Source organism: Paenibacillus xinjiangensis (genome assembly GCF_059686975.1).
On sequence record NZ_JCAALS010000015.1, the window covers coordinates 80,861 to 104,370 of the forward strand.

Below are 23,510 nucleotides of genomic sequence, written 5' to 3' on the forward strand. Positions count from 1 at the left end.
CATTTTTATCCTCTAGACGTAAAGGTTGGTTAAATGTTGCACAGTAGTAGAACTTATGCCGGTTATGAGCGGAATACTTCCTCTATGCGCTCCATGGCCCAGTCGATCTCCCCTTCTGTAATCGTCAGCGGCGGTGCAAAGCGTATCGTCGTATCATGCGTTTCTTTGCATAACAAGCCAATCTGGAATAATGCCTCACAATACGGCCTTGCCGGAATTGCCAGCTGGAGCCCTATGAGCAGCCCTTTGCCGCGCACCTCAATAATATCCTCATGACGCAGAGCTTGAAGCCTCGTCTTGAAATAAGTGCCAAGCCGTTCTGATCGTTCAGCAAGACGCTCATCCTCAAGTACCCGCAGAGCAGCAATCGCAACCGCACAAGCAAGAGGATTGCCCCCGAACGTAGAGCCATGAGAGCCTGGCTCGAATACACTCATGACCTCTTCACTGGCAGCTATCGCCGATATAGGGATAACACCACCACCTAGCGCCTTGCCTACAATGAGCACATCAGGATCAATAGCATCCCAATGACAGGCGAACCTTTTGCCCGTCCTACCGAATCCAGTCTGAATTTCATCAGCGATGAACAAGACATGATTACTCTTGCATATGTCGTATGCTTTCTTCAAATATCCATCCGGAGGCAGTATCACTCCCGCTTCTCCTTGTATGGGCTCTATTAAAAAAGCAGCTGTATTGCTCGTAATAGCTTGTTCCAAAGCTTCGGTATCTCCGTAAGGTACGATCTTGAATCCTTGCGTAAAGGGCCCGAAGTCCTCTCTGTACCTCTCATCCGACGAGAAGGAGGTAATCGTAATCGTGCGTCCATGAAAGTTGCCACTGCAGACGATAATCTCCGCAGCATCTTGAGCTATTCCCTTCACTCTGTACCCATAGCGCCTCGCTGCCTTAAGTGCGGTCTCGACGGCTTCGGCACCGGTATTCATGGTTAGTATCTTTTTCTTACCTGTATATTCAGCTAATTTCTTAGACAATAGGCCGAGCTGCTCGCTATGGAAGGCTCTGGACGTTAAGGTTACCTTATCAGCTTGCTCCTTCAATGCTTGAATAATAACGGGGTGGCGATGCCCGTGATTTAACGCCGAATAGGCACTTAACATATCGAGGTAACGCCTGCCTTCGGGGTCCTCTACCCACACCCCCTCAGCTCTGGCTATAACAACAGGAAGCGGACTGTAATTGCGGGCACCGTAGCGGCTCATTAGACGTATTGTTTCATTGGAGCTACTCATCGTAATCCCTCCTTTACTATAACTACGGCGCTTGAGGGACGTCCCATGACAAAAAATGGTTACCGTGATGCTGCGCAACTATATTCGCTTATGCAGCAGCCATTCAGTCAACAAAAAAGAGGCGGCCCCCTGTCATCTACGATGATGTAAGGGGACAGCCTCTTCCTATGATTACATGTATTAGTTATCGTTCCAGCTGTCTTGGTAAGCAATTTGCTCTGGTGTGAGCGTATCAATCGTAATATTGAGTGAATCAAGCTTGTAGCGTGCTACCTGCTGATCCAGCTCATAAGGAACGTTAACCACATGGCTTCCAATTGATGAGTAGTTCTCATTCACGTATTTCAGCCCAAGCGCTTGAAGCGCGAAGGTTGTATCCATAATCTCTGCAGGATGGCCATCGCCTGCTGCTAAGTTAACCAGTCGGCCTTCAGCAAGCACATAAATATTGCGTCCATCCTTCAGCTTATATTCTTCAATGTTCTTGCGAACGGTACGAATGCTGCTAGACATAGCCGCAAGCTCAGGCTTATTGAATTCAACATCGAAGTGACCCGCGTTGGACAGGATTGCGCCATCCTTCATCACGGCATAATGCTCAGCACGGATATTGTCTTTGTTTCCTGTTACCGTGATGAAGATCTCGCCTACTTTGGCTGCTTCAATCATCGGCAATACCGTGAAGCCATCCATATAAGCTTCAACCGCTTTAATCGGATCGACTTCTGTTACGACTACGTTTGCTCCGAGGCCTTTGGCCCGCATAGCAACGCCTTTGCCGCACCAGCCGTAGCCAACTACAACAACGGTTTTGCCCGCTACCATCAGGTTAGTCGTCCGCATTATACCGTCGAATACCGATTGACCAGTGCCATAACGGTTATCGAACAAATATTTGCAATAGGCATCATTAACGGCAACCATCGGATATTGCAGCGTACCATCCTTCTCCATCGCTTTCAAGCGAATAATTCCTGTTGTCGTTTCCTCTGCACCGCCGCGGATGTTAACACGCAAATCCTGGTGTTCCGTATGGAGAAGGTGCATGAGATCGCCGCCATCATCAATAATAAGGTCCGGCTTGGATTCAAGAGATTTCACGATTAATGCCTTATATTCCTTAGGATCTGGATTGTATTTGGCGAATACCTTAATACCGTCCTCGACAAGCGCCGCACATACATCATCCTGAGTGGAGAGCGGATTGCTTCCTGTAATTGTCACATCTGCTCCGCCAGCTTGAATAACCTTTGCAAGATAAGCTGTCTTTGCTTCCAAGTGTAGACAGATTGTTACTTTTAGTCCTTTGAATGGCAGCTCCTCTTCGAACTGCTTGCGAATCCGGTTCAATACCGGCATATGCGCACTTACCCAGTCAATTTTGAGATGTCCTTCAGGTGCAAGGGCGATATCGTGAATGATGCTTTGCTCAATCGTACTCATTGTGTGTAATTGCCTCCAATGTATGATTTATAAATAGACGATTTCATGGCGGCCGCTTCGGCTATACGGCACTTCCAGAAGCTTCTCCAGCCATGCTGTTCCATAACGGTTCCAATAACCCGTCATATTGATTACACGCTCCTGCGGCTTGCCTGAGGGCCATAGTGACAGCGCAATTCTGTCAAGCTGGCGTATGGATGCATCATATTGCTTGCTGAACGCATCCTTGGTCTTGGACTCCAAATATTCAATCTGCTCGACGATCTTCTGGCGGTTCGTCTCACCTAGCTTAGCAAGCCCTGGCTGCACGGACGCTGCCAAATCCAGGAGCGGCCCATACATATCGTTGAATGAGCTCTTCACAACTGCGAATCTTTCATCGATCGACAGCTCATCCTGCTCCATTAGCCACTGCTTCTTCCTCGCTTCGAATCGAACAGCTACATCCTCGAACGAAAGCTCGTACTTCTGCATATGCTTCGCAATTGTTCCTTCCACGAGAGTGAAGGACATTCGCGGCAATAGAATTGGCATTTCCATTCCTAGCTTGCGGAAGGCTCCACCTGTCAAGCCCCAGTAGGCGATCTCCCCCGCACCAAGCACCGCTCCAAGCACAGGCAGGACATAATCCTGCATAAGCGGTCTTGTCAGCACATTATTGCTAAGCTGCTCGGGCTGTTCGTCAGCCAATTGAAGCAGTTGCTCCTTCGTATAAGAGACAGTCCCTTTACGATCCTGATACACTCCATCCAGCTTATGCAAAAGAGTCCGTTCATGGCCTTTCGATTGTTGAAAGACGAACAAATTCGCGCTGCCAGGCACGACATCAGCCTGCAGATCATAGCCGCCTTTGCGGATTTGCTCGGCTGCCTCGAGATAGGCCTGCTCCAGCTCATCATTGCGCTCAATGATACTGCGGAACATCGGGGATTCCAGCTTGCGAAGCTGGGCATCATCCGCGTCCATAACGACCAGCCCTTCCTTGCTGAACAAGTAAGTAAGAACGCTAGCGAACAGCTCAGACAAAGAGCCCGCCTGCTCCGCCGACTTAGTCAGCTGCTCAAGAATGAGCGGCTTGAACTCTGAATGCGGCAAAGCCTGCTCTAGCTCCTCAAGCAATCCCTTCCATACCTCTTGATTCAGCGCTGTGCGGCTAACAGCCGTTCTAGCGCCTTCGGGACGCTGTACGCTGAGCTTGCGCAGCTCCTGCTCTGCTGTCAATACATAAGTATGATTCGCTTCATCCCAGTCATGATCTTCCCCAGCAATCCAGAATACCGGGACAACTGTTCGGCCGAGCAGATGCGAAGCATATTTGGCTGCTCCAATAATCGAGATGACCTTGTGTATGACAAGAATCGGCCCTGTCCATAGACCAGCCTGCTGGCCACCTACGATAACCGGAGCTCCGTCTGCGATTGCCGCAATAGATGCAAGACCTGCCGGCGCTGCATCGAATCGGCTGTTATAGCTTCTAAGTACACCAGCAACTGCAACGGCATCGGCACGAGTAGCTACGGTTTCATCCAGACGCTTCATCCTTCTGATCCAATCCTGCTCTCGTTCTGGATGATAGCCGTACAACGATTCTGTTAATTCATCCGTCCGATTTATATAGGCCTCAGCTAATGGCTGGGCACTTGGTAAGTTATATTGTTCTGTTGACATTGCGTGACCAGTACCTCCTGAGTGTGTGGCATAGAATAGAATGTGTAACAAATTGATTGTACACAAAGGATATGGCAAACGTCAAAAAGAAAAACGGCCCTTCGTTCGAAGGACCGTATTACTCGCTGCCGCTGATCGATCGATTACACAACAGTTATGTATGATTACGCCGTGAATATAGATTGTCCAATTGCAATGAACATTAACAGCAGATAGAGCATGCTCATCGTAAAAAAACCAAGACGCCAGATAGCACGGAATACCCGCTTCACATCTACATTCCCGCGCTTGCGGAACTGGGCGTTACCAAGCAGCCCGCCGCCAATCAGCATAAACAACAGAATCCCATAAAGACCGAAGTGGCTATCGAATAGATGGTCGAACAATACAGCCACACATCCGATCAGTAGAGCCGTCGTCACATCCATTGCAAGGCGAAAAGCTTTTTTATTATCCTGACTGTATGCCCTGTATCCATAATAAATGATAAAAAAAGGAATGACAGGAATGACGGCCAGATAAGCATAGGCATGTGAAAGGCTCTCCCATATAAAACCCATTAGCATGCTCCTTCCTAGGTTTAGTCTGCTTCCATTCGTCGCACCATGACGCTCACTGCATCATTGAGCGGTGATGGAATGGCTAGTCGCTCTGCTAGCAGGGAAACACCGCCGTTAATCCATTCAATCTCCGTAGGGCGTCCTGCCCTCACATCACTTAGCATAGATGACACGTTGACTGCGGTAGACTCGCATACATCCAATATTCGCTGCCAGCCGTTCGAAGAACAGTTACTCATTCCGTCAGCCCGTACAATCATCTCAGTTTCCTTATATAAAGCTTTCATCAGCTTTAGCCTTGCCGGGTGCCTCGGAAGCTCTCCATTCGTCACATCAAAAATAGCTGTAAGCGGATTAATAACAGCATTAATTAATAATTTCTGATAAATCCGATCTTTCATCTTATTCGACTCATTCGACAGAAAAACACTGAATCCTGCCGATTCCAGCGATCTCAGCAACATTTTTTGCCGAATTTCTTCCTTTTGGTCCTGCTTACTCTCCTTTTCATCCGCAGCTCCGAACCATAGCTCTCCTCGGCCCGTATGCTGAACTGTAGAAGCGTCAATCCGCTTCGCGCCTTCTGTTGTCACTCCTGCATATAGATTGTACTGAGGCAGCGCTGCCTCAAGCTTGTCCATATGTCCGATTCCATTTTGCAAGCACAACAACCCTGTCCCCTCACTGCCCAGACGTCCGAGATCCTGCATCAGCTCCGCATCTATGTGACTCTGCTTCACAGTCAATATAATCCAATGAGGCTCATCCGCAGCTGGAGGCTGCTGTTCTAGGCTGGACAAGCATCTGCTTGTAACCACAGCAGCCATATCCTCCTGCGGGTCTGCAACAATCCGAATGCCTTCCCTGTTCAGCTGCTCCGCTTGGCTCTCCGTCCTTGTCCATACCGTTATCTGCTTCCCTGCAAGCGCAAGCTTCCCTGCATGCAGCAGTCCGATAGCTCCGCCCCCTACAACGTCAATCCTCAATCTATTCACCCTCAGCTTCAAATGATATTCTAGCTGTCATGCTATTAGCCTGTCTTAAATATCAAGAATAATCAGCTTGTCCCTGTTAGCTTAATTGATAGACACCCTTTCTATATAGCATACCTAATCTTTCCATTGAAGCAAAGCAGCCATTCACAGCTCCTGTTAAACACAAACGCCCTGCCATATGAGATGACAGGGCGTTCATGCTATTCAATTCGTTCCAAATTTCCGTTCGCATCCATCTTGAAGCGTGGTTTCGTTTCTTCTTCATGGTTGAGTACGGCGAGCCGTCGTGCCCGGTCCATAATCTGAATCAATGTTTTGTAATCATCATTAACAGCCCGGTAATCGGTTTGAACATTATTAACTTCTTTAGACAATCTCTCATTCTGCTCACGCAGCCGCTCGAGCTCATCGTCTTTTTCTTTGAGCTCTTTTTCGAACGATTTGATTTGGCGGTTCACGTCCTGATAGGTCGTCTTGAACTGCCTTAAGAAACGAATAACCGAGTCTACTGACAATCCTTCTTCCGTTGTTACATGATCGGCTCTGAAAGATCTTTCATCTGTTTCAAATACGGCTATGGAAGATACATGCGGAGTAGCCATAATCGCTTGTTTCTTCAAATAGTTGCGTTTCTGACGCTGCTGCTTTGCGATTTGTATAGCTTCTTCATAACGCTTGCGGACACAGCTGTTCCAACGGAATCCACATGCCGCTGATGTGCGTCCTATTCGTTCGCCAACCTCTTCGAACGCTGCAAGCTGGGTACTGCCCTCGCGAATATGGCGTAGTGTGACTTCGGCGAGAATAAGATCATCGTCCGGACTCCACGCATCTTGTCTAACTGCTGTCATGCAACCAAAACCTCCTAACGTAAAGGCGCTTACTTTATCTCTATGCCCTTGGTAGAGTTCATAGAATCTATTGGATACTAATTTGTATAACCATTTTTTTTGATGCTCATACATATTTAATTGAATGAAAGTGCAAACTTATATCAAAAGCAGATAAAGCTACATAAAAAATTGTAAAATCTTATCTGTTCCTTGTTTACACTGTTATCTGCAAACGTTATAATGGTCAATAGAAAATCGGGTCTAACGAAGGGGGGATGTTTTCATGGCACGTATGTATCGGGTACTCGGTTTTTGGACTCTGGTAATCGGTTTAATGGCTTTTGCTGGAGGCATGACTGAATTCGCACTTCTATTTTTTGCCCAAACCATTGCTTTCGTTTTTTTGGGATATCTGAATTTCTCCGAAAAAACGTACATAATCATGTTCTGGGGATATATGGTCATTTCTTTCGTAGGCTTTACCTATTGGACGGTTTTCAAGATGGGTATGCCTTTCTAAAAAAAGAGAACACAAAAAACGGTGCAGCCTCTGTAGGCTGCACCGTTTTTTATCATTTTTTGTCCAGAATCAGCACTTTGAAGGCCTCACTCATCCCATCACTAAGCAGCAGCTGTCTGACCGCCCTGTTCATCCGCGACGCTTCACTGAAGGGATCTGCTGCAGCATGATCACATAGCAGGTCCAGCACGCCATGATCAATAAGGAATTGCTTCTGCGTGTCATAATAGCTAACTTCCCAGCCAGCAGCTTCTGCTGCCTGCCTGACGAGAGTGAACGGCACATGAGCTGTCATATCCTGATTGCCAATTCGGATGAACGGATCGTCTGATGCCGTGTGGTCCGCGTAACACAGGAAGGTCCCCTGCATGCGATGCTCCGCCGTATACTCCTTCGCCTCATGACCATAATCAATAATAATAATTCGCCCTGCTGCCATGCGCTCGGCAAGCGCAGACAGCCACCTCCCAGCATCAAGATTAACCTCCGTAACCTGACCCTCCAGCAAGCAAATTCCCGCAAGCTTCATCTCTTCGGCTATACGAGCGTCACTTAATGGCATATAAACGTAATAAAAGCCTCCTCCTGCTGTACCCGCCACTCCCAGCTCAACCAGCTCACCGTTCTTCTTAACTACGCGATGAATAGGAAAAGCATCAAGCAGCTCATTAGCCAGCACTACCGTTCGTCCCGCTAGCCACAGCTGCTCCTCCTCCATAGCTTCATCTGATGTTAGGAATGCTGCCTTCAGTGGCAGCCTCTCACCCTGCTTCTTGAAATTCTCCTGCGCTTCTGTCCTATGCGCCGGATGATCCTCGATGAGTATTTGCCTTATTTCACCGCTCTGGCTGCCATAGCGGTTCCACACTTCATTCAGCTGCATAGATAGTATTCCTGTGCCCGCGCCCCATTCGACCACGACCAATTCCTCTTGGGAACCGTGAGAATAGCCAGCCAAGTGCTTCGCCAAGCATTCGGCCATCACCGTACCGACCCCCGAGCTCGTATAAAAGTCGCCGCCCCTTCCTACACGTATCGGACCAGAGCGGTAGTAGCCTCCCTGCTCGTCATATAGGCATAGACTCATATACGCCTTGAAGGTTATGCAAGGAACCGGTGATGCTTGCGGGCTAGATTCCAAGATAGATAAGCCTAAGGCTGCTTGCTGTGCGATCAATCGTTCTATTCTTACTTCCAAGCTATTAATGACCATTTAACCTGTTCATCCTTTTCGAATGTAAGATATAATAGATGAATCCGTCGCATACAATGAATGCTGTACAGGCCTAGCAGATACGATTGCCCGAGAGGAGGCTGCATGTGAAATTGCGACATGTTCCTGGCAGATCCGCCTTCATCGTCCTTCTATTAGCAGCATTATTATTCATGAAGCTGCCCGTTATGGCTGAGCCGCAGCTAACAGAGGATGAAGCGATTCAACAGCTCCTGGAAAAAAGTCTGAATGTCGTCGAAATCGACCATGAAATTGAACGTATACAAGCCCAGAAGCTTATTCTCACTAAGGATATGGGGCAGACGAAGCAGCAGCTGGCCGAGCAAGAGCTCCAGATAGCTGACAAAAAAGAAGCAGCCGGCAAAGTGCTGCGAGCCTATTATATGGGCGAGAGAGATGCCCTGCTCAGCGCCTTGCTATCATTCAATTCATTATCCGATTTATTCGCAATGACGGATTATATCGATATTATTTTCGCCCAAGACAGGCTTGCCTTAGATACGTACAAGAAGCAATATCAGCTTCTGCAAGATAATTATGCCAAGCAAGAAACGAAGCAGCAAGAGCTTGCTGAGGTTGAAGAACGACTACATATCCAGCGGGAGCGAGTTCTTGCGTTAGAGCAGCAAATAGATGGGGAGCTTGCTGGACGCTCAGATGCAGATCGGCTCAGACTTCTCATGAAAGAACTGACGAGCCACTGGGAAACCCAAGGCATGAATGAAGTGAAGCAGTATTTCATCGCCTTGTCCAAGGCGATGCAGAAGCTTCCTTCTTGGGTAACCGACAATAAGCAATATTTGGACATCGATGGCTTTAACTATACACTGCATATTCCCCAAGAAGCACTCAATGCCTTCTTACGCGAGCAGGATGAGCGATTCAAGCAATTTGAATTTGTGTTCAAGGACGGTCAGGTTACTGCACAAGGTGATAAGGACGGTATGGAGCTGAGTGTAAGCGGTCATTACACCGTTGAGGATGAACCGCAGAATGGACTGATCTTCCATGTGGATAAGCTGTTATTCAACGGCTTCGCTCTGCCAGATACGACTCGTGCTGAGCTAGAGAAGCAATTCGATCTTGGTTTTTATCCGAGTCTTATTATTTCATTCCTGCAGGCAACCTCTGTTGAGATCGAGGATGGAGAGCTCGTCGTACAGCTGCGAGTGAAGCTATAGTCTGTCCTTAGTCCGATTCAATCCATGCAATGAACGTCTCCATGTCTATAGCTCCTGCTGAATATTGACGCCATCGCTCATCCCAGTGCTGCCACCTCGCTTGCCATGCGGGATCTGGAGCCTCATCTACCGGCTCATCATTCAGAAGCGGCAGCCACCACTGCAGCGGGTTAACGGAAGCTTCGGCCGTTAACCCGCTGTTCTCATATAATCCGTTCTTAGCAGGCAGCTTGAAGGAAACTTTAGAAGATTGCTGCTGCTCATGCATACTTGTCATTTCCTTAATCCACATGAACGCCTCTTCTGCTGCTGCGGTAGTTGAGGAAACAGCATAGCTGCGACTATTAAACCATAGAGGTGTGTGCTTGCTCCTGTCGATAATCAGCCTGCTCCTCTCCACCTCTGATAGCTCATTATAAGTGGACCAAGGGATTACGGCAGACAGCAGCTTCTGCTGTTGCATCTCTGCGACAAGCAAGCGAGCCCCCGATTCCCTTTCTATTGGCATAGGCTCCTTCAAGGCGCCGACGTAACGCAATCTATCCTTCCATAGTTGATTAGAATGAGTCGTCAAATAGACAGCCTCATCCTCCTCAGAAGATGTCCAGACATCCAGCCAGGCAATAAGCTGCTCCACGTCTCCCGGGGTGAACTGTACGGCCTTCACAGCTTCATCCTGTGCTGTTAGATTGTCAGCTATTCGTATATATTCGCTCCATATGCTGGGAGGCTGAGTGTGCCCTGCAGCTGCCAATAGCTCCTTGTTCCAGATCAGCAGATAAGGATCTGCATCACTTGGAATCCCCCACAAATAGCCATTCCACTTCAGAGCATCAAGCAGCCTTGCTGGATGATCAGCTAATGTCCCCGGTGAGCTCAGGCTATCTACGGGCTTCAAGAAGCCTTTGACCGCAAGCTCCCCTACTAATCCACTGTCGAGTAGAATGACATCAGATGCGGTGCCTACCTGTGCATCCTCCTTCCATTGTTTATAAGCTGATTCAGAGGATTGGGTATTGCTCAAGACAACAGTGATATGCGGATACTTCATCATGAAACGGTTGCTTGCTTCGGAGATTTGATCGAATTCAGCATCAGTCATGGAAACGGTTACGAATATGGTTCGAAGTGGTTCATCTGCCAGCAGACCGATTGCCGGCAAGACATCTGTGGAGCTGCCTTCTTCACTAGAGGAAGTGGGTCTTGATTGATTCAGATCAGGCATAATTCGGAAGAGTGATAATACAGCGACTACCGCGAGAACAAGAAAATATTTCCTTGCATGCACAGACACAGTCTTCTTCCTCTCTGACAACTTCATTATTGAGATCAGCAATATAATAGCAATTTCTAGTAAATTTGTCCAAATAAAGCTGGAGACACAACAAAAGGACGGCAAACGCAGCTATGGCGTTTACCGTCCTTTGTTTACTTCTTAGAGAAGATCTGCTGCTAGCTGAGCAAGCTTCGAGCGTTCGCCTTTCTCTAAGGTCATATGACCGCTAAGTCCCTCACTCTTGAAGTGCTCGACAATATGAGTAAGTCCGTTGCTGATAGAATCCAGATAAGGATGGTCGATCTGCTCCGGATCACCCATGAGCACGATCTTACTGCCTTCGCCGACCCGCGAGACAATCGTCTTCACCTCATGCTTCGTCAAGTTCTGAGCTTCATCGATAATAATGAATTGACCTGGAATGGAGCGTCCGCGAATATAGGTTAATGCCTCGACCTGGATGCTTCCAAGTCCCATTAATATTTTGTCGATGTCACCGGCTTTTTTGGTATCGAACAGGTACTCCAGATTATCGTAGATAGGCTGCATCCACGGTCGCAGCTTCTCTTCCTTTTCTCCGGGCAAATACCCGATATCCTTCCCCATCGGTACGACAGGTCTTGCAATTAGCAGTTTTTTGTATTTATGCTCATCTTCTACCTTCAGTAGGCCGGCTGCAAGCGCCAGCAGCGTCTTGCCGGTACCAGCTTTGCCTGTAAGCGTAACAAGCGGAATATCATCATTCAGCAGCAGCTCAAGCGCCATACGCTGCTGTGCATTCCTCGCTGTAATTCCCCATATCGGATCATTGCTAAGGAAGAGCGGCTCAAGCTTGGCTCCATCCTGACTCACCTTGAGCAGTGCCGACTTAGACGTTCCCATCTCGTCACGCAATATAACGAATTCATTCGGCTTCAGTCTGCTGCCGAGCTGCAAATTGCTGACCGTTAGGAAACGGTACGTATAAAACTCGTCTATGATGGATGGATGAACGAACAATGTCCCGTAGCCAGCATACAAATCTGACGTAGACACCGTATGATCGGACAAATAATCCTGAGCCATCAACCCGAGCACATCCGCCTTAATACGAACCAGCACATCTTTACTAACAAGAACTACACTGCTCGCCTCTTGACGCTCCAGCTGCTCCAGATGGTAGTTGAGCGCGACTGCAAGAATCCGATTGTCATTGGACATCTCACCGAACATTTCTTGCACTCTCATGAAGCTCCGGTGATTCAGCTCAACCTTGAGCAACCCCCCTCTCGGTAACAGAATTCCTTCATGTAGACGTCCACTCTCCCGCATTCCGTCAAGCAGACGGGATACGGAGCGTGCGTTGCGCCCCAATTCATCAGCCAGCCTCTTCTTCGAATCAATCTCTTCGAGCACCACCGCGGGAATGATAACTTCGTTATCATCAAAGGCAAAGATCGCTTGTGGATCATGAAGCAGCACATTAGTGTCGAGCACGAATATTTTTTTCATGAGAAACCTCCCAGCGTCGGTCATTCATAGAAAGGCATACATAGCCATACTTGGCTTCGGGTACACTACAGTTGGACAGAAGACGATATGCATTAGAAAGACGAGGTGGCGAAATTTGTACAAATGGCTGGTTACATCAATAGCGATTTCTCTTATAGCGGCAGGCTGCAGCACCGTCGCAAAGAATGAAACATCACCCTCTCCACAAAATAATGGCACTGTTCGTGCACAGCAGACGCAGCCGGGTAAAAAAGAAATTAAGAATAACAAAGAAGTTGCGCTGCATCTTGAACAGTTGGCCATGGGCATTAATGGTGTAAAGAGTGCACATTGCGTCATACTGGGTAATACCGCCGTAGTCGGAGTCGATGTCGACAGCACGCTTGATCGCTCCCGAGTAGGAACGATTAAATATTCGGTTGCTGAAGCATTCCACAAGGATCCTTACGGCATTGATGCTATCGTAACAGCCGATGTCGATCTAGCACAGCGGCTGAACGAAATCGGGTCCGACGTCCGGAATGGCAAGCCAATCAGCGGGTTTGCCGAGGAAATGGCTGACATCATCGGACGTATCGTCCCACAGGTGCCTCGCGAGGTGACACCGATGGAGCCAGATAAACAACCTGCTCCATTCACGCACAACCATGGCAAGTAGCTGGAGAAGACACAAAAAGCCTAGTGAATAGATCACTAGGCTTTTCCACACGCGGCAACACTTGTCCTGCTCTCGTATACGCCGCACTTTTATTGTATCTTTGCTCACAAAAAAACTCTGGATGCATGGATAGCCATGAGCTTCCCCACAAGGCACCGCAAGCCGCATTCACAATCAATTCCTCGAGCTTCGGAGTACGTAGAGCCTCCACCAGCATAAGGTCAATAGATACTGCGAATAAGTATACTGCGATTACGGGTTCGGTCATCGGCATGACCTCCTTCTGATGGGAATCAAAATGGTATCCGTACGCTTATTATATCCATTAATGTATCGCTAGTCTACGGCTATTCAGCCATTTTTGCTTGGATAGCGGCACGAGCCTGCTCAAGCTTTGCTTCGTCCAAGTAAACATAAGGACTTTTCCATGTTCCTTCGAGTGAAATAAACTCCACATCGCTGCTGCTGATCCCCAAATAGGTTGAAATTAAATTCGTGATTTCTTTGGATGGCATATCAATCTTCAGATTATCTCCCACAGCATCGAATACGTTACCCATCTTGGTAATGCCACCCAATGACTTCATCTTGTCGACAATTGCCGCTACGACCTCGCTCTCCCGTCTATTACGGTCGAAATCGCTCGACATGTTCTTGCCGTCATTCGATTTGCGGTAGCGTACAAAATCAAGGGCATTATCGCCATCGAGCACTTGAAGGCCCTTCTTAAGATCAATGTTCGTGCCGTCAATCGAGTCTTTGTACTTCATATCCATATCTACATTGACTTCAACACCGCCAAGCGCATCAACAACGTCTGTAAAGCCTTTGAAGTTGATAACGGCCGTATATTTCGCATCAATGCCGAAATATTTGCCCATCATCTCACTCATTGCGCGCTTCGCATCCGCTTCTGCTGCCTCTTTGTCGAGCCCCTTGTCTTTGCGAGCCTGACTGAAGAAGGTAGCATAGTTCGCATTCGCTTTACGCTCACCGTAGCCATCAAGAAGCAGCAGGGAGTCCCTTGGAATAGAGACAACTGTTGCTGATTTGGTGTCAGGGTTGAACGCCGCGACCATCATCACGTCCGTATTCATGCCATTGGCATTCTCTCTGGCATCAAGGCCAAGCAGCACCATAGCAACTGACTTTTTCTTAACGGATTCAGAGACCGGAATAGGCGTTTCCGTGTCCGTTCCAATATCATCAATTACTTGTGTAGCCTTCCAAACGAAATAACCCAATATCGCAGCGATTATGATCAGTCCCGCCAGCAGAAGCAGCAAGAATGTACGCAGTACACGGCGTTTCTTCTTCGGCTTCTTGGGTGGCTTGGGAGAGGCCTGGGATGAAGCTGGCTTACGTGCTGAACCACCTCTGGGAGGCAAAGATGTCGATCCTTGAGACATAGCAATCACCTTCAAGTCAGTTATATTTCGGATTCGAACGGATGTCAGTGAGCAGCTGCCCTGCTAATTCACGTGGATACAGCTTAAGCTTCGTGCTGCCGTTACGTTCATATTTGACATGAACCATCGTCTCATCCGTTTTGGATATATGAAGCGCAGAAACCCCGTGATCCTCCGTCAATATTTCGACGAAGAAATCACGGGTATCTGCTGCGGCATGATCATCCGGCCGGTTATCCGCAACAATCTGGATTTGCAGCCAGTTAAGCAGAGCATCCTCCAGCGTCATTTGCCTGGATCCGCTTCTTTAACTGGCCCGTTGCCGGCACGTCTGCTCTTCAATTGGTCGTACAGCTGCCTGCCTCGAAGCATCAGCATCATTAGCACGGCAATTCCCATGCATTGAATGATAGGAAGCTTGTCGATCTGTAGAATCATAAGCACGAATGCTCCAATGACCATCACGACATAGACGAGAATTTCTTTGATCAGCGGAAGCTTCTCGTTATTTGCTCTGAACACCTTATTGAAAATATAAATGGTGAAGCCCAATATTAGTAAATAGGAAATGACGGGATGTTCGCTCAGCCATTGCTGCATACCACAAACCTCCTAGTTAAGCTTCGGCAATTATACGCTTGCTTGCGACGTTTTGCGTTGCTTTTCTGCACGCTCGCGCTCGCTTTTATTCAAGATTTTTTTGCGAAGACGAATCGACTTCGGCGTAATTTCACAATATTCGTCATCATTCAAATACTCAAGTGCTTGCTCTAGAGAGAACAGACGCGGAGTTTTGAGCTTAACGGTATCGTCTTTACCAGCAGAACGAATGTTGTTGAGCTGCTTCTCTTTACAAATATTTACGATGATGTCGTTCTCGCGCGTGTGCTCGCCAACGATCATACCTTCATAAATTTCTGTACCTGGCTCAAGGAACTGAATACCACGATCCTCAACACCCATCATGCCGTACATCGTTGTCGTACCTGTCTCGCTCGCTACCAGAACCCCTTGATGACGTCCGCCAACACCAGTTCCTGCAAGTGGACCATAGCTGTCGAACGCGTTGTTCATAATACCATAACCACGAGTAAGTGTAAGGAACGAAGTACGGTATCCGATCAAACCGCGTGCAGGAATGATGAATTCCAGACGAACTTGGCCTGTGCCGTTGTTAATCATGTTAACCATTTCGGCTTTGCGAGTTCCAAGGCTCTCCATAACTGCGCCCATGCTCTCTTCAGGCAGGTCAATTAGCAGGCGCTCGTAAGGCTCGCACTTCACACCGTCAATTTCTTTGATAATAACTTCAGGCTTGGATACTTGAAGCTCGTAGCCTTCACGACGCATGTTCTCGATCAAGATACCAAGGTGAAGCTCACCACGGCCTGATACGATAAAAGCATCTGGGCTGTCTGTTTCATCTACGCGAAGAGCAACGTCAGTCTCAAGCTCTTTGAATAGACGCTCACGCAGTTTACGGGAAGTAACCCATTTGCCTTCACGGCCTGCGAATGGACTGTTGTTAACGATGAACGTCATTTGCAGCGTAGGCTCATCGATTTTGAGTACTGGCAATGCTTCTGGATTGGAAGGATCTGCGATTGTCTCACCGATATTAATTTCTTTGATACCAGCGATGGCAACGATATCCCCTGCGCCTGCTTCTTCGATTTCAACACGCTTGAGTCCTTGGAAGCCGAATAGCTTCTCAATACGAGCTTGCTTAATTCCGCCTTCGCGAGTCATAACAGCTACGGATTGTCCTTGACGGACAACACCACGGTTCACACGGCCAACCGCGATACGACCCAAGTATTCATTGTAGTCAAGCAGAGTAACGAGGTACTGAAGCGGTGCATCCAGAACTTCAGTTGGATGTGGAATATTGCTGATAATCGTTTCGTATAAGTCTTGCATGTTCTCTTCTTGCTTCTCCGGATCAAGGCTGGATGTACCCATGAGTGCCGAAGCATATACTACAGGGAACTCCAATTGCTCATCATTAGCACCAAGCTCGATGAACAGATCAAGAACCTCATCAATAACTTCAGTTGGACGTGCATTCGGACGGTCGATCTTGTTAACGACTACGATTGGAGTCTGGTTGCTCTCAAGCGCTTTGCGCAATACGAATTTCGTTTGCGGCATACAGCCTTCGAATGCATCAACAACGAGCAATACACCGTCTACCATTTTCATGATACGCTCAACTTCACCACCGAAGTCAGCATGCCCTGGTGTATCGACAATGTTAATCAAATAGTCTTTGTACGTGATAGCGGTGTTCTTCGCAAGGATCGTAATACCGCGCTCACGCTCTAAATCATTGGAATCCATCGCACGCTCCTGTACAGCTTCGTGCTCTCTGAATGTACCTGACTGCTGAAGCAGTTTGTCAACCAGTGTTGTTTTACCGTGGTCAACGTGGGCGATAATCGCGATGTTCCGGATGTTCTCTCTTGCTTGCATAACTTGTAATCCACTCCATTTTGTCTAATTTTCACTACTTGTACTGCTAATTACCAACGTGCGCGTCTGCCAAACATCATCCATGCTCCAGCAGCGATTAGCGCGATTGCGATGGCATAAATCCCCCAGCTCCATAACAGCACCAGCACCAGAAATACGGCGGAAGCAGCGGCAAGCGCAATAGACGCCGTAAGTACAACACGCGGGCGTGAAGAGCCAAGCAAATAATATTCGTACAAGCCTACGGCTATACCGAGTATAAACAAAGGCCACAAATATTTGATGGCATCCCACCCAAAAAGGTTGCAGACCATAAATACCAGTGCATATACGGTCAGTATTCCACCTGGGACGAGCACGACTGCCGGTAACAATCTGCCAAAGTAAAAAACATGCAGAAGAATTCCCGGTATAAGGACCAGCATTGGCCAGAAGACGGCTCCCAGAAAACTGAATACACCAAGCTTGCCCAGTAAAATAACGACCCCAGCTAGCAGCACTATAATTCCAGCGGAATATTTGTTATTAGGCATTCGCACTCCGCTCCTTACAACGTCTACCGCAGTTAATGACGAAAGACGACAGTTTTTATCTTTACTAGTTTATAGGAAGTGCGGTCAAAATACCAGCGGGAACAGAAGGAACATTGCAAAAAAAATACCGTTCACTGAAAATGTAGTGAACGGATTGTTACATTTTCCCAAATATTGCCCTAAAACCTCCGTTTCCATACACCCAAAAACAGTACCAGTGGAATACAAAACAGCGGGATGGCTTCCGCGAAGGTTCTGGAGGAATGGAACAACAGCTGGTCCATTCCCGGATCATGAACAAGCATGCCTCCTGCTGCGAAGCCCAATAGTCCCGCACCGATATAGGCAATTGGCGGGAACTTCTGGAGCAGAGTTCCAAGCAGCTGGCTCCCCCATATAATCATAGGTATGCTCAGCGCAATTCCGAGCAAAATAAGAACGAGCTCTCCATTTGCTACTGCAGCAATAGCAAGCACGTTATCGAGGCTCATAATGAAATCGGCGAACACAATCGTTCTTATCGCCTGCTGCAAGGTGGTTACTTTCTTCATCGTATGCGTTTCGCCGCCGCCCCCTGCATCAGCGAGCAGCTTAATTGCAATATAGAGCAGAAATAGTGCCCCGACCGCTTGCAGATAAGGAATTTGGAGCAAGGAAATGGCTGCAACCGTCAATATGCAGCGCAGCCCCACAGCTGCTGTCGCTCCCCACCAGACCGCCTTCTTGCGCTGGGCGGGAGGCAAATTCTGACTTGCCATTGCTATTACTACAGCATTATCACCACTAAGCAAAACATTAATTAATACGATCTCAAGAAATGTAATGAAGCTGTCCAATTCTCTCGCCTCCTCTCCTACCACCTGTATGTCCAAATGGAGGAGAATATGTCCAAAAAGAATTTTGCATCTATTTTCCGATTGTGTCGTAAGTTAATTTCATCTTAGTCAGAACCAACTGCACGATGAGAGGAGTGGCAGACAAGCGATGGATTTCACCTCCACTGATTTTTGGCTAGCACTGCTAAATATCATATTTATTGACCTTATTTTAGCAGGCGATAACGCCATCGTTATCGGAATGGCAGCCCGTAATTTGCCAGCGCATCAACAGAAAAAAGCCGTATTATGGGGAACAGCCGGAGCAATAGGTATTCGAATTATTGCCACGGTAGTCGTCGTACAGCTGCTTGATCTGCCATGGCTTCATTTGATTGGCGGCCTTCTCTTGCTGTGGATCGCATACAAGCTGCTTATACAGGAGGATTCGCATGGCGATATCAAAGCCGGCGCAACCCTCGGCCAGTCGATCAGAACGATTATTATTGCGGACGCCGCTATGGGCATCGATAACGTGATCGCAGTGGCTGGAGCTTCTCATGGCAACATGACACTCGTTATTCTAGGGCTTCTGATCAGCGTGCCTGTTATCGTATGGGGCAGTACCTTATTCATTAAGCTTATCAACAAGTACACATGGATTGTATATCTGGGATCTGCCGTGTTAGCTTATACAGCAGCCAAAATGATTACAGGCGAGATTGCATTCAAGCAGTTTTTCGAAGACAACTCAGCGATTTACTGGCTGTTCTTGATTGTCGTTATCGTATTGACTGTTGGTGCAGGTATTCTAGCTAATCGCCGAAAGCAAGCCATTCAACAACAAAAAAGCGGAGAATCCCATTAAGGGTTCTCCGCTTTTTTGTTCCATTAGAACCAACGATCCTCGTCTGTTGCTGCTTCCTCTTGTTGATCAGGGCTCAGAATGAGCACTTCCGTACCTGCGACGGCCTCCGCCAGCAAACGATCCATATCCTTCAAATACGATTCGGTGCGTTCAACGATGCGTAGATTGGGATTGGTGCTTGGTGACTTAGGCAAGAACAAGGTACAGCAATCCTCATACGGCAAAATAGAGGTAGCAAAGGTATTGATTCGGTGAGCTATATCTATAATTTCCTGCTTATCCATCATAATGAGCGGCTTCAGCATAGGCAGAGTCGTTGCACGCCCAATTACGTCCATACTGGGCAGAGTCTGACTAGCTACTTGACCAAGGCTTTCCCCTGTTACGATTCCTCCCGCCCCCTGCTGGAGTGCAAGCGCTTCGGTAATTCGCAGCATCGCCCTCCGCATTAACGTAATGATCAGCGGCTCCTGATTCGCCTGTGCAAGCGTAGTTTGAATCTCGGTAAAAGGAACCAGATGCAGCTTGAGAGGCGCTCCAGCATAATAGGAAAGTCTCTTCGCAAGCTCAATTACCTTCTCCTTCGCTTTATCGCTTGTGAACGGATAGCTGTGGAAGTGTACAGCCTCCAGCTCCAGTCCCTTGCGCATCGCCAGCCAGCCTGCTACCGGACTATCAATACCGCCTGACAGCAGCAGCATCGCCTTGCCATTAGAAGCAAATGGAAACCCGCCGGCCCCCGGAATGACTTCGCTGAACACATAAGCAGCTTCCTGTTGAATATCGACCCGCAGCTCTACTTCTGGCTGCTTCACATCGACTTTGAGTCCAGGCAGCTCACGAAGCACATGGGAGCCCACGAGATGGTTCATTTCCTGTGAATTATGAGGGAATTTCTTCCATCCGCGCTTCACACTTACCTTGAATGTCTCCGGCGATCGGGACAATTGGTTCATCAATGACAATGCCGCTTCCCGTATGGCTTCAAGCTCAGAGCTCACACATACGACTGGACTGAAGGACCAGATGCCGAATACTTCTTTTATCCGCGATGCTATCGGCTCGAAAGGCTCCCCATTCAAAGTAATGTAGAGCCTGCCGAATGATTTATCATAAGTCAGCCTTGTATAAGCTCCTAGCGACTGGGTCAGCTGCAGCAGCAGCTTCTTCTCGAATTGCGAACGATTGCGCCCTTTCATAGCCAAATCGCCGTAACGAATAATTATTTTATCGTAAATCACGTTAGCTTAAGCTCCTTTCAAGCGGTTTGAGCCTCTCAATGGTTAACTTCAGAATGCGGCCAAGCTGGTCAATATCATGCTCTGTATGCTCATCACCGAAGCTGATTCGTACGCCGCCCGAAGCACGCTCCAAGCCAAGCCCCATCGAGAGAAGCACTCGGCTCGGTTTATTGTCCTTAGAGGAGCATGCTGATTTGGTCGAAGCTATGACACCATGCTCCTCAAGCATATGCACAATAACCTCCGGCTTCATGCCAGGATAAGAGAAATGAACGATATGTGGGGCCATGACAGGCGGTTCTCCGCCGTTCACGATAAGCTCGGGAAGTTCCGATATGAGGCCAATGAGCTGGTTCCGTAAGACAGCCATCCGCCCCCTGCGCTCTGCGGCACTCTCAAGCGCCATCCGTGCCGCTTTCGCAGAAGCAACTATGCCAGGCACATTGGGCGTGCCTGCACGCATTCCTCGCTCCTGAGAGCCTCCTGAGAGCAAGGAATACAGCTGTACTCCTTCACGAACATAGAGATAGCCAATCCCCTTAGGTCCACGAAGCTTATGCGCTGATGCGCTTAGGAGATCAATCCCCCACTCTTGCAGCTGCACAGGCAGCTTTCCGATGCTCTGAACAGCATCCACATGGAAAATAATACGAGGATAGCTCTTCTTCAGAAGCTGTCCAATGTCCGCAATCGGCTGAATAGAGCCTACCTCATTATTCACATGCATCACACTGACGAGTATCGTGTCATTGGTTAGATGAGCTCTCAGCTGCTCTACATCGATATGTCCGGTGGAGGTAACAGGCAAATAAGTAACCCGATATCCCTCTTGCTCTAATTGCTTAAAGGCATCATGAACCGAAGCATGCTCGATTTGTGTCGTAATAAGATGATTGCCTCGGCTGCGATATTGCTTCGCTGCCCCTTTGATAGCCAGGTTGTTGCTCTCTGTGCCGCCTGAGGTGAACAGCCATTCCTCCGGCTTCGTACCTAGCAGCTGCCCCAGTAAGCTGCGGGAACGGCTAATCAGCTTATCTGCTTCCGCCCCCGCTCGATGAATCGATGATGGATTGGCATAATGAGCCTTCATGACTTCCGTCAAGGTCTGAATCACTTCATCATAGGGCGGAGTTGATGCAGAGTGATCGAAATAAAGCATAGCAATCAACCCTTCTTATAAATAAGATGACAAAAAATAAAAAGATCAACGATGGCAGCCGCAGTCTGCGGCAAGCTTATCGTGATCTGTTCTGGAAGTAAACTTAATGACGTGCTTGCTGTACTTTGAAGACGTAATGCTGCGTTTCCTCTGGAAGCAGACTTAGATTAGCCTGAAGCTCGTGATCTGTCTTAATGCCAAGCCTGTCCACTCGCCCTGGTCCAGCATTGTATGCGGCCAGCGCCACTTGCTCATTGCCGCCGTATTTGCCGAGCAAATAGGCCAGATAGCGTGTTCCGCCTTCGATATTCTGCTGAGGATCAAGGGAGTTGGATACGCCTAGACTTCTTGCTGTTGCATCCATCAGCTGCATAAGGCCCTTCGCACCGGAAGAGGAGACTGCATCAGCTTGGAAATTGGATTCCGTCTGAATGACTGCTCTTACTAGGTCAGGATCGACACCATACTTGGCAGCCGCTTGCGAGATAAGCGATTCGTAATCGGAAGTGCCTGATGCAGCAGCTTCAACTGCTTCGGTATCAGTTCCAATGTAAAGATTCGGGATGCTCGCTAATATAGCAAGCGGATCTGCAGCCTGAGATGAAGCGTCAGTCAGATCAGCTGCAGTGCTGGTGTTCATTAATTGGGACAGCAGCGTGTCGAATAAGGTTGTCGTACCGTCACCGCTGTTCACGTCCAGCGGATTCGAGGCTGATTGAAAATCCAGGCTAGGTGCAAGCTGTATTTGAATCATTTGTTTAATTGTACGCGGATCGATACTCATATTGTCCTCCTGGCGGTTAACATTCCGAGCTGTTATTATCGGTTATAATGATGTATCGGCTTTTATTGTACAGGTTTTTACCCTTAATTGCATATCTGGCTAATTAATTATACTTAGAATACCAATTAACTGACTACCCATCTTTGAAGAAACGAGCGGACCGCACCGCCGTAAGCAGCCGGATCTGTGAAATAAGCAAGGCCATGTCCCGCTCCCGGCACGACCAGAAGCTCCTTCTGGCTCGAGCACTGCTCATATAGAGGATAGACCATGTAGGTCGGTACGAAGGTATCCATATCTCCATGTATGAATAGAATGGGCTTGTCCGCCTTGGACACCTGCTTGAGCGCTGACGCCTCTTTGAAGGCATATCCCGCACGAAGCTTCGTGAGAAGACTGGTAAGCGGAAGGAAAGGAAAGGCAGGAAGGCTGAACATTCTTTTTAACTGATAACGAAGTTCTTCATCTGCAGAGGTATAGGCACAATCAGATATAATCCCTTTCACTTGCTCTGGAAGTGACTCCCCGCTCGTCATGAGAACTGTTGCTCCGCCCATGGATACACCATGCAGTATTATTTGTTCGCTCTCGCCCTGACGCTTAATCACATATTCGATCCATCTGACATAGTCCTTGCGGTCATCCCAGCCGAACCCAATATAGTTCCCTTCGCTCTCGCCATGCCCCCGATTATCTGGCAGAAGCACGTTGTAGCCTATTTCCTCATGGTACAGCTTAGCAAGAGAATCCATCTGCATGCCATGTCCGCTGTAGCCGTGTGCAATAATGACCGTCTTGCCCGAAGGTTTGCTCGCAGGCAGCCAATGCCCCTTCAGCAGCAGCCCATCGTAGGTCACCATCTCCACATTCACTAAGCCCTGTCCCGCCAGCCATGGATTCTGTTGATGCGGCACTTCAATCAGATCACTGTTGCCTGTCAGAAAGCTCTTGCTTCGGCGGGAAAAAGCCAAACGATAAAAGTATAGGCTGCCCAGTAGGAGTCCGGCGATAACGAGGATCAACAAACAGCATAGGACGGCAATTGCAGCTACCATCTTCATCGAGTCCCTTCGATTGTTATGCATTTAATATGCCACCCCATACTATAAAAGAT

At 48.2% G+C, this 23,510-nt stretch carries 24 protein-coding genes; 4 read left to right on the top strand and 20 right to left on the bottom strand.

The features are described from left to right. Nucleotides 1–62 precede the first annotated feature (62 nt). The 6 genes from AC6ESP_RS16190 to AC6ESP_RS16215 all read right to left on the bottom strand — a co-directional run bounded on the left by AC6ESP_RS16190 (nt 63) and on the right by AC6ESP_RS16215 (nt 6,773). The gene (locus AC6ESP_RS16190; RefSeq protein ID WP_497097758.1) at nt 63–1,256 is read right to left on the bottom strand and encodes an ornithine--oxo-acid transaminase; all 1,194 of its coding nucleotides are present in this window, start codon (nt 1,254–1,256) and stop codon (nt 63–65) included. 180 nt (nt 1,257–1,436) lie between these two features. After that, nucleotides 1,437–2,699 (bottom strand): adenosylhomocysteinase, encoded by a 1,263-nt coding sequence (locus AC6ESP_RS16195; RefSeq protein ID WP_497097759.1) that lies wholly within the window; start codon nt 2,697–2,699, stop codon nt 1,437–1,439. A 27-nt stretch (nt 2,700–2,726) separates the two neighbouring features. Continuing rightward, nucleotides 2,727–4,367 carry a bacillithiol biosynthesis cysteine-adding enzyme BshC gene (gene bshC, locus AC6ESP_RS16200; protein WP_497097760.1) on the bottom strand — a complete coding sequence of 547 codons (1,641 nt, stop codon included), beginning with the start codon at nt 4,365–4,367 and terminating at the stop codon, nt 2,727–2,729. 164 nt (nt 4,368–4,531) lie between these two features. After that, nucleotides 4,532–4,927: a DUF3397 domain-containing protein gene (locus AC6ESP_RS16205; protein WP_497097761.1), complete on the bottom strand. Its 396-nt coding sequence runs from the start codon at nt 4,925–4,927 to the stop codon at nt 4,532–4,534. A gap of 20 nt (nt 4,928–4,947) precedes the next feature. Beyond that, the gene (locus AC6ESP_RS16210) at nt 4,948–5,922 is read right to left on the bottom strand and encodes a ketopantoate reductase family protein (RefSeq protein WP_497097762.1); all 975 of its coding nucleotides are present in this window, start codon (nt 5,920–5,922) and stop codon (nt 4,948–4,950) included. 200 nt (nt 5,923–6,122) lie between these two features. Then, a complete protein-coding gene (locus tag AC6ESP_RS16215) occupies nt 6,123–6,773 on the bottom strand; it encodes an RsfA family transcriptional regulator (RefSeq protein ID WP_497097763.1) in 651 nt (216 codons plus the stop codon). Nucleotides 6,774–7,038: 265 nt separating this feature from the next. Between AC6ESP_RS16215 and AC6ESP_RS16220 the strand changes: the two genes are divergently transcribed. Continuing rightward, nucleotides 7,039–7,275, top strand: coding sequence for a DUF2626 domain-containing protein (locus tag AC6ESP_RS16220; protein ID WP_497097764.1), 237 nt, complete (start codon nt 7,039–7,041; stop codon nt 7,273–7,275). Nucleotides 7,276–7,327: 52 nt separating this feature from the next. On the opposite strand, the gene AC6ESP_RS16225 is transcribed toward AC6ESP_RS16220, so the two are convergent. Continuing rightward, nucleotides 7,328–8,488: a class I SAM-dependent methyltransferase gene (locus tag AC6ESP_RS16225; RefSeq protein ID WP_497097765.1), complete on the bottom strand. Its 1,161-nt coding sequence runs from the start codon at nt 8,486–8,488 to the stop codon at nt 7,328–7,330. A gap of 107 nt (nt 8,489–8,595) precedes the next feature. Here AC6ESP_RS16225 and AC6ESP_RS16230 point away from each other — a divergent pair, with 107 nt between their 5' ends. Next, nucleotides 8,596–9,690, top strand: coding sequence for a coiled-coil domain-containing protein (locus AC6ESP_RS16230; protein ID WP_497097766.1), 1,095 nt, complete (start codon nt 8,596–8,598; stop codon nt 9,688–9,690). Between the two features lie 7 nt (nt 9,691–9,697). On the opposite strand, the gene AC6ESP_RS16235 is transcribed toward AC6ESP_RS16230, so the two are convergent. Together AC6ESP_RS16235 and AC6ESP_RS16240 are read right to left on the bottom strand one after the other, a co-directional pair. Next, nucleotides 9,698–10,984 (bottom strand): extracellular solute-binding protein, encoded by a 1,287-nt coding sequence (locus AC6ESP_RS16235; RefSeq protein ID WP_497097767.1) that lies wholly within the window; start codon nt 10,982–10,984, stop codon nt 9,698–9,700. A gap of 141 nt (nt 10,985–11,125) precedes the next feature. After that, a complete protein-coding gene (locus AC6ESP_RS16240) occupies nt 11,126–12,457 on the bottom strand; it encodes a PhoH family protein (RefSeq protein ID WP_497097768.1) in 1,332 nt (443 codons plus the stop codon). A 115-nt stretch (nt 12,458–12,572) separates the two neighbouring features. Here AC6ESP_RS16240 and AC6ESP_RS16245 point away from each other — a divergent pair, with 115 nt between their 5' ends. Next, nucleotides 12,573–13,115 (top strand): YhcN/YlaJ family sporulation lipoprotein, encoded by a 543-nt coding sequence (locus tag AC6ESP_RS16245; protein WP_497097769.1) that lies wholly within the window; start codon nt 12,573–12,575, stop codon nt 13,113–13,115. Here the strand turns inward: AC6ESP_RS16245 and AC6ESP_RS16250 are convergent. From AC6ESP_RS16250 to AC6ESP_RS16280, 7 genes are all read right to left on the bottom strand, one after another. After that, a complete protein-coding gene (locus tag AC6ESP_RS16250; protein WP_497097770.1) occupies nt 13,093–13,383 on the bottom strand; it encodes a hypothetical protein in 291 nt (96 codons plus the stop codon). The two genes, AC6ESP_RS16245 and AC6ESP_RS16250, sit on opposite strands and share 23 nt — an antisense overlap. A gap of 79 nt (nt 13,384–13,462) precedes the next feature. Continuing rightward, nucleotides 13,463–14,524: an LCP family protein gene (locus AC6ESP_RS16255; protein ID WP_497097771.1), complete on the bottom strand. Its 1,062-nt coding sequence runs from the start codon at nt 14,522–14,524 to the stop codon at nt 13,463–13,465. 16 nt (nt 14,525–14,540) lie between these two features. Then, nucleotides 14,541–14,813 (bottom strand): hypothetical protein, encoded by a 273-nt coding sequence (locus tag AC6ESP_RS16260; RefSeq protein ID WP_497097772.1) that lies wholly within the window; start codon nt 14,811–14,813, stop codon nt 14,541–14,543. After that, complete coding sequence (locus AC6ESP_RS16265) at nt 14,810–15,124, bottom strand: YlaH-like family protein (protein WP_497097773.1); 315 nt, start codon at nt 15,122–15,124, stop codon at nt 14,810–14,812. The genes AC6ESP_RS16260 and AC6ESP_RS16265 overlap by 4 nt, the downstream gene beginning before the upstream one ends. 30 nt (nt 15,125–15,154) lie before the next feature. Continuing rightward, entirely contained in the window at nt 15,155–16,996 is a 1,842-nt protein-coding gene (gene typA / locus AC6ESP_RS16270; protein WP_497097774.1) for a translational GTPase TypA, read from the bottom strand. A 50-nt stretch (nt 16,997–17,046) separates the two neighbouring features. Continuing rightward, complete coding sequence (locus tag AC6ESP_RS16275) at nt 17,047–17,529, bottom strand: hypothetical protein (protein WP_497097775.1); 483 nt, start codon at nt 17,527–17,529, stop codon at nt 17,047–17,049. Between the two features lie 179 nt (nt 17,530–17,708). Beyond that, nucleotides 17,709–18,365, bottom strand: a complete 657-nt coding sequence (locus tag AC6ESP_RS16280) for a TerC family protein (RefSeq protein WP_497097776.1) — start codon at nt 18,363–18,365, stop codon at nt 17,709–17,711. Nucleotides 18,366–18,513: 148 nt separating this feature from the next. On the opposite strand from AC6ESP_RS16280, the gene AC6ESP_RS16285 reads away from it, so the two are divergent. Further along, on the top strand, nt 18,514–19,212 hold the full coding sequence (locus tag AC6ESP_RS16285; protein ID WP_497097777.1) for a TerC family protein: 699 nt from the start codon (nt 18,514–18,516) through the stop codon (nt 19,210–19,212). A gap of 23 nt (nt 19,213–19,235) precedes the next feature. On the opposite strand, the gene thiI is transcribed toward AC6ESP_RS16285, so the two are convergent. The 4 genes from thiI to AC6ESP_RS16305 all read right to left on the bottom strand — a co-directional run bounded on the left by thiI (nt 19,236) and on the right by AC6ESP_RS16305 (nt 23,481). Further along, a complete protein-coding gene (gene thiI / locus AC6ESP_RS16290; RefSeq protein WP_497097778.1) occupies nt 19,236–20,453 on the bottom strand; it encodes a tRNA uracil 4-sulfurtransferase ThiI in 1,218 nt (405 codons plus the stop codon). A 1-nt stretch (nt 20,454) separates the two neighbouring features. After that, complete coding sequence (locus AC6ESP_RS16295) at nt 20,455–21,612, bottom strand: cysteine desulfurase family protein (RefSeq protein WP_497097779.1); 1,158 nt, start codon at nt 21,610–21,612, stop codon at nt 20,455–20,457. A gap of 103 nt (nt 21,613–21,715) precedes the next feature. Continuing rightward, the gene (locus AC6ESP_RS16300; RefSeq protein WP_497097780.1) at nt 21,716–22,396 is read right to left on the bottom strand and encodes a lytic transglycosylase domain-containing protein; all 681 of its coding nucleotides are present in this window, start codon (nt 22,394–22,396) and stop codon (nt 21,716–21,718) included. A gap of 125 nt (nt 22,397–22,521) precedes the next feature. After that, the gene (locus AC6ESP_RS16305; RefSeq protein ID WP_497097781.1) at nt 22,522–23,481 is read right to left on the bottom strand and encodes an alpha/beta hydrolase; all 960 of its coding nucleotides are present in this window, start codon (nt 23,479–23,481) and stop codon (nt 22,522–22,524) included. Nucleotides 23,482–23,510: the final 29 nt, after the last annotated feature.